Source organism: Streptococcus sp. E17BB, from assembly GCF_041807725.1.
Classification (GTDB): Bacteria; Bacillota; Bacilli; order Lactobacillales; family Streptococcaceae; genus Streptococcus; species Streptococcus entericus.
Genome location: NZ_JBGTZC010000059.1, coordinates 1 through 6,970 on the forward strand (window position 1 = coordinate 1; position 6,970 = coordinate 6,970).

The following is a 6,970-nucleotide window of genomic DNA, read 5'->3' on the forward strand; positions in this document are numbered from 1 at the left end:
TGTCTTTCTAATGAGTTGTTTAAGCACTTTTCATTGTAGGTCATATGGAACTTTTTTTCTACACTCAAAAGGCTCTATAATCTCCATGGTGGATTTACCCACTACAGAAATTATAGAGCCAAAAATAGAAGAAAAAACGAGAGAAGACAACTCTGATCCTCTCTCGATGTCAGTATCGTTCAACATTAGTTGATGATGAAACCTCTGTTGATTCAGGTTAAAATTTGTTAATCAACTCAAAAATACCTAGTGACAAGAGTTTGTCAAAGATAAAAATGATGAGTGTGAAAAATGCGGTGTACTGAAGAATGGAAATATAGTCCTTCCATGCCTGTTTTGGTGTTGGCCAAGTGGTATCTCGTAAAACCTTAAAAATGCCCATGAGCTCTCCTATCGTGTTTCTTTATGTAAGCTGTACTGTTTACAATGCTTGCAAAATTTCTTGACTTCTAGCCGAGTGGGTTTTGGGTTGCTACTGACACTAATCGAGTAGTTACGGCTACCGCAATCTGTACAGGCTAGACTTGCTTTTTTTTGTGCCATAAGGCCTCCTTTTACACCCTATTCTATCATATCTGACAACAATTGGCAACTTATCTGAAATAATTGATCAGCTGATCCCAGAGGTTCTGGGCTTTTTCTCTTAAACCTGAGTCGTCGACGGCTTGGCGAAGTTTGTCTGCGGCTTCTTGAGCTGATTGGCGAAGCCCATCGATGATGTCTTGAGATTCTGTTTGGCTGGCTTCATCAGTATATTCTGGGGCGATACCATCCAGCGCGTAGCTATTTTCCTCAGAAAAAGACGTGCCTGCCGTGTAAGGCAAGATATAGCTTGCTTGCGTGCTAAAGAGCTGTGGTGCCATATAAGCGTTAGCATCACTGAGGTAGTGGTTCTCATCGGTCTGCTCAAAGCCGACCCACTGGCTGATGACCACATCAGGCGTATAACCAATCACCCACTGGTCACCAACAAGCTCTGGGTTAAATGCTGTTTCGCTTGTTCCTGTTTTCCCTGCTAAGGTATAACCGTAGACATTGGCACGCACCCCTGTACCGTTTGAAAAAGTCCCCAGCATCATGCTGGTCATCTGGTCTGCTACAGCCTTGATCAAAATGCGCTGACTTGTCGGCTTGTAGGTTTTAATCACACGTCCGTCTGCTGTCTCGATTCGGGTGATGAGGTGGGCCTTAGGCATGACCCCGCCATTAGCAAATGTCGCATAAGCCTGCGCCATCTCTAACGGATTGGTCGTTACACTACCGCCCAGCGCAATGCCTAATTCTCGATTAGCCTTATCCATCTCTAAGCCAAACTGTTTGCCATAAGCGATGGCTTGGTCAATCCCCATCTGCTCGGTCAAGTACACCGCTGGGATATTATAAGACTGTGCCAAGGCTTGATACATAGGCACATCCTCAGACTCATAACCGCCAAAGTTATGTGGGGCATAACCGTTAAAATCACGATGGCTATTAGGCAAGAGGCTATCCGTTGCCCAGCCGTTGGCAAGAGCTGGTGCATAGACAATCAAGGGTTTAATGCTTGATGCCGGACTTCTCTCGGCTTGCGTTGCAAAGTTAAAGGTTCTAAAAGTCGGCTGTTCACTACTATTGACACGACCGACCAGACCACGAACACCTCCTGTCGTCGGGTCTAGAGCCACGCTGGCCGCCTGCGCCTGACTGCCATCAATCTCAGATACAGGAATCAACTCATCATTATCAAGCGTCTGTTGCATGCCACTTTGATAGTTCTGATCAAGTTCGGTATAAATCCGATAACCGTTGTTGACGATGTCTTTCTCACTCAAGCCATACATGGCAATCGCCTCATTGACCACCGCATCGAAATAGGAAGGATAAGCGTAATTATCCACCTTGCCAGCATAGGTATCAGCCAAACGCTCTGCCATTGCTACCGCCATATGCTGATCAGCAACTTCCTGACTGATGTAGCCTGCCTCTACCATGGACTGCAACACCGTATCTCGACGATTGGTGGCCTCTTCCAGAGAAGCATAGGGATTATAAATCTCTGGACCTTTGAGCATACCTGCCAAGGTTGCCGCCTCATCTAAACTCAGCTCAGCGGCTGACACCCCAAAGTATTTCTGACTGGCATCTTCCACGCCCCAGACCCCATTACCAAAATAAGCGTGGTTGAGGTACATGGTCAAGATGTCGTTTTTACTGTACTTCTTAGTCAATTCTAGCGCCAAGAAAAATTCCCTGGCCTTACGCTTGATGGTCTGATCTTGGGTCAGGTAAGCATTTTTAGCCAACTGCTGGGTGATGGTTGAGCCACCACCAGATTTCCCTAAAGTCAACAGCGCTAAAAAGGTTCGCTGAAAGTTAATCCCGCTATTGTCATAAAAGGTTCTGTCCTCTGTGGCAATCACTGCCTGCTCCAACTGGTCACTGATGGCATCTAGTTCGACATAGGTGCCTTTTTGACCAGACAGGCTGCCTGCCTCCTCATTGTTTCGGTCATAGATGACCGTGACAGCCTTTAGGGAAGCCTGAAGGTCAGAGACCTTGGCCGTTTTGGCTAGATAAAACAAGTAGCCTCCTACCACAAGACCAAACAACGCAGCCATGAGTAAGAGCACCTTGCCGACATGGTAACGGCGCCAGTAGCGACGAAGGGGATGGGATGTCGGTAACCGAAATCGGCTAAGTAGACTCGTCCTCTCATCTTGTTCCATGTCATCCTTCTGGCTACGTCGCCGACGGTAGGTCGGTTTTGCAGGCGGTTCTTCTGACAGCTGAGTAAAAACGACCGTATCCTCCAAGGAGACATCGCCATACTCATCACTCGCCTCGCTCGATGATGGCTTCAAAAATTTTTTCTTTAATAAATCTAATAGTGTCATAACCTGATTATAAAAAAAAACAGCAAAAAAGTCATATTTCTGCTGTAAAATGCCTCTTGAACTAGTCTTTCTCTCCACATAAAAATGAGCAAGTAGTTTCATTGAGTGAGTGCCCCTATTGCTCATTTTTTATAACGATACTTGACTTACCGCACTATGACTGTTCGACCAGCTTGTAATCTTCAACCTTGTACACTTTGTGACACAAACAGTCAATGTCTTCTTGATTGTGGCTAGCCATCAAAACAGTTGTTCCTTGTTTAGCCAGTCGCAAAATCAGCTCTCTTATCTTCATCACAGCATCTGCATCCAAGGCGTTCATCGGCTCATCAAGCAATAACACCTTGGGATGCTCCATGATGGCTTGAGCGATGCCCATTTTCTTTTTCATGCCCAAAGAGAAGTGCTTGACTTTCTTATCCTTAAATGCCAGCAAATCCACCGCCTCCAGCGCACCTTCTATGACTTCCTTGGAAACGTTTTGGTTAATGCTCAATAGCAGAGCTAGATTATCGTAAGCCGTCAGCTCAGGCAAAAACGATGGTTCCTCAATCAGTACCCCAATCTTGTCCGCAAACCGTGTGGATGTCGCAACCTCTCTCCCATTGACCCAGACTTCACCCTCTTTTGGCTTTGCCAAGCCAGCAATGATCTTAAACAAGACCGACTTCCCAGAACCATTTTTACCAGTGATGCCCACGATTTCTCCAGAAGCAAAGGAGCCGTTAAGCTGTTTAAAAATATCTTGCCTCCCAAAAGAGAACGACATCTCCTTAATCTCAATTGTCTTCATAGATGCAATACTCCTTTCTTAGTGATGTCAATAATGATGAAAAGTAGATTAGTAACGATGACCAGTAACGGAACTGGACTTAATGTGAGCCAATCAGCCATGCCTTGCGATTGCATACTCAAATAAACCACGGTTGCGCAAGAGATGAGCGCCGCTGTTTGGGCATTTCTAAACACCCTAGATAAACAAAAATATAAACTGCTTGTTTGAGCAATGATGACTATCAACCTGATCATCTCCCTAAGAGAGAGCATGTGGCTGGTTCCGGATAAGAGGTAAAACACCTGAAAATAAAGCAACCAGTAAACAGCTCCCACCAAGGCGATATAGCAACTGATGTCCAACAAGTGTTTATATTGATTGCCCTGTCGCATAATGAGTAAACCAGTATAACTCTCTGTCATATCAATCTTAAACACAAATAAAAACAAGAACAAGAGAATAGGTGAGATGTGCTTAGCAATAAGGTAAAAATGGCGATAATTCAGCTGGTAGTAATCTAGCACACTCTCTTCAGCCTCCGTACCGAGCATATAGTGACCCGATAAATGAAGCAGGAAAAAGAACACCAGCACAGCAAGTACGATTTTTGGGGTTATATTTTTCTTGAACAAGACTGTTAACATCGCATCTCCTTAGTCTGTATAGTTCCGTCTTATCGCCAGAATATAGGTCATCGCTATCAAAGAAAGGTTACCAGACAGCCAGTACACCATGTTTTCCCAAACAGCTCCAACATGAACCGCTTGGTAGTGATAAATCGGTAGCAAGGAAAGAACAGGTGAGTAAATCGTCAATTTATAGATAAAGGATTGAAAGAAGATAAAAGCTATCATTAAAAATAAAGAAACCTTATCGCTGAAGAGCAGTCGGCAAAACTGATGAAGATTTAGCAAAAAGAATAAATAACAGTAAAAGTTAATTGCGACTAAGATAGTTTGACTAAGCAAGCTTCTGCCAAGAGACGGCTGTGCTGAAAACAGGTCTGTGTAGTGCTTAACCGTTTCTGGTGTCCATGCCACATTGACATTTGTTGTAAACATACCAATCAGGATCCCCATTAAAGCCAGTAAACAGACAAATGTTATCCCAAAAATGACCTGTACTAAGAACTGATGCCTAAATAACCGTTTTTTATCTTTGAAACGTAGTAGAGCTAGTTGGCTCGGAAAAAATAGTCTGGAGATAAAACTGCTACCGATTAAACAGACCAAGGGTACTCCCACAATAGCAGTGTATAAATCACTGGTCAGATAAAGCTGCCAGAGCCAAAAATTTTTTTCTGATGACGACAGATTAAATTGGAGAAAGCTGAAACTAATTAGGCAAAACAGCAGTAAGACATACACAACTAATTTTCTCTCATACCTCTGCCCCAAAAGCCTAATCATCCGTTGAATCATCAATGATCACTTCCTTTTTTAGTCTGAAAAACCCGACGACAAGCGTCACAGATAGGATTAGCAACAGCTGACCATAGACCGATAAAACATTAGCTGTCGTATTGGCGGTTAGATCAAACGTTGTGACTGGTTCAAATCTATCCAGTCTTATAAACGGAAAAACAAATGACGGGAGCAGGTATAAGCCAAAGGGAATAACGGCAGAAGCTAGCTTGTTACGGATAAAGAAAGTCGATACCAACCCGAGATTGGCATAGACCGCAGCAAAGATACCGCTGTTTATCACCGTGAGGATAGCATACAACATCTGATGCTGACGAAAAACAGACGACCACGCACCACCAATTTCACCGAAATACAAGCCTTTCTCAAATGGCAACATGATCCTATTGGTGAGTAAGAATAAGGTCAAGGGAAGCATGATAGACAGCGCTGACGCTAAACTATTAGACGCTATTTTCACAATATAGTAGGTTTTTAGAGTGGTTCTGGTCAGTATCCCATAAATCATATGGTTCTCCCTATCCTCCAAGTAAGCATTTGAGAACGGAAGACCTACAATCAGAGGTGCTACGACTGGCAAGATAGCACCTGACCCCAAAGAAAAGGCATATAAGAAGAGCGACACTCCCTTAAATTCAGCGATTGAATCCCAGCTACTCATCATTCCGATAAAGAGGCTGACTAATACCAGCAACATAGCTATAAGGTTCTTTTGAGATAAGACAGCTCGCTTTAACTCAGCTGAAAAATAACTTATCATATTATCGTCCTCAATAATCTATGATAACACCAAAGGAGAAGACAGTCGCCTCCTCCCCCTAAAATAAAATTACCGTTATATCTATTAATTTCTTATTGTGCGTCGGGACTCCAAGAACCCTGAGCTTGTACTTTTACAACCGTAGATACAGGTGTTGCAATACTCAATTTTGTCCCACTACCAATATATGCACCTGCACCTCCATGATAAGGCATATAAATAACATCTCCTGGCCCCATCTGATAGCTTCCGGTAATGTCCGCTCCAGTTCTTGAAAGCTGAATAGAGGTATTGATTCTCTTATTCCCCCCAATGGCATCGTTCTGATGTACTCCATTTGTATGATTTTCTTTATACAAAGTGGTCGTTGTAATATTTCCAAATCGAGGAATAGTAACATCGTAATCTCCAATTTGTCTTGCTGACACTTGGGAAATAACTACACCTATTCCCACAATTGCCAAAGCAGTAATACTGCTCTTTTTTAAAATATCTTTCATGTTATTAGTCCTTCTACTTATTATATTTCATATGAGAATTGCNNNTCCCTTTCATTTAATCTTATCATATATAAAATTTCCTGTCAATTATATTTGTGTATTTTTTGATTTTTTTAATTTTAAAATTAAAAATGTTGCTGTTTATGACTAACTTTTGTACAATGAGGATAATATACCATGAAAAGAAGCAAGGTGATGACAATGATATCTGACAAACTCAAAATGAGACGAAAAGAATTAGGACTCTCTCAAAAAGTCCTTGCTGATGGGNTGAAAAGAAGCAAGGTGATGACAATGATATCTGACAAACTCAAAATGAGACGAAAAGAATTAGGACTCTCTCAAAAAGTCCTTGCTGATGGGATTTGTGAACAAAGTTAGATTGGTAAAATTGAGCGTAATCATTTGATGCCTTCTGCAGAACTTTTGTTCCAACTATCCCAAAATCTAGAAGTCCCTTTGGATTATTTTTTCAATGACCAAATAGAATTAACATTTGACTTATCTGAGTTCAAACAACTATCAGATAAACTACTGAATGATAAAAATTATGATGATTTGGAATATCTCTATAAAGTAGAACGAGAGCGAACAAGATTTCTATCCTCTTAAGACCGCGTATACCTTGAGTGGATTAA

Annotated in this window: 8 protein-coding genes and 1 pseudogene; 1 reads left to right on the forward strand and 8 read right to left on the reverse strand. The window is 42.2% G+C overall.

Annotated features, from left to right (window positions below):
* Positions 1-217: 217 nt before the first annotated feature.
* From secE to ACERC7_RS10195, 8 genes are all read right to left on the reverse strand, one after another.
* The gene (gene secE, locus ACERC7_RS10160) at positions 218-394 is read right to left on the reverse strand and encodes a preprotein translocase subunit SecE (protein ID WP_026216633.1); all 177 of its coding nucleotides are present in this window, start codon (positions 392-394) and stop codon (positions 218-220) included.
* Entirely contained in the window at positions 391-543 is a 153-nt protein-coding gene (rpmG, locus tag ACERC7_RS10165; protein ID WP_083907125.1) for a 50S ribosomal protein L33, read from the reverse strand. The genes secE and rpmG overlap by 4 nt, the downstream gene beginning before the upstream one ends.
* A 50-nt stretch (positions 544-593) precedes the next feature.
* Positions 594-2,873, reverse strand: coding sequence for a penicillin-binding protein PBP2A (gene pbp2a, locus ACERC7_RS10170; RefSeq protein ID WP_373666864.1), 2,280 nt, complete (start codon positions 2,871-2,873; stop codon positions 594-596).
* 154 nt (positions 2,874-3,027) lie between these two features.
* Positions 3,028-3,666 carry an ABC transporter ATP-binding protein gene (locus ACERC7_RS10175; protein ID WP_373666865.1) on the reverse strand — a complete coding sequence of 213 codons (639 nt, stop codon included), beginning with the start codon at positions 3,664-3,666 and terminating at the stop codon, positions 3,028-3,030.
* Positions 3,663-4,292 carry a lantibiotic ABC transporter permease gene (locus tag ACERC7_RS10180; protein ID WP_373666866.1) on the reverse strand — a complete coding sequence of 210 codons (630 nt, stop codon included), beginning with the start codon at positions 4,290-4,292 and terminating at the stop codon, positions 3,663-3,665. The genes ACERC7_RS10175 and ACERC7_RS10180 overlap by 4 nt, the downstream gene beginning before the upstream one ends.
* Before the next feature lie 9 nt (positions 4,293-4,301).
* Positions 4,302-4,709, reverse strand: coding sequence for a hypothetical protein (locus ACERC7_RS10185; RefSeq protein WP_373666867.1), 408 nt, complete (start codon positions 4,707-4,709; stop codon positions 4,302-4,304).
* 340 nt (positions 4,710-5,049) lie between these two features.
* A complete protein-coding gene (locus ACERC7_RS10190; protein WP_373666868.1) occupies positions 5,050-5,832 on the reverse strand; it encodes an ABC transporter permease in 783 nt (260 codons plus the stop codon).
* 92 nt (positions 5,833-5,924) lie between these two features.
* Entirely contained in the window at positions 5,925-6,332 is a 408-nt protein-coding gene (locus ACERC7_RS10195; RefSeq protein ID WP_373659647.1) for a hypothetical protein, read from the reverse strand.
* A 381-nt stretch (positions 6,333-6,713) separates the two neighbouring features.
* Here ACERC7_RS10195 and ACERC7_RS10200 point away from each other — a divergent pair.
* Positions 6,714-6,941, forward strand: a pseudogene (locus ACERC7_RS10200) (XRE family transcriptional regulator); the annotation flags it as partial.
* Between the last annotated feature and the right edge of the window lie 29 nt (positions 6,942-6,970).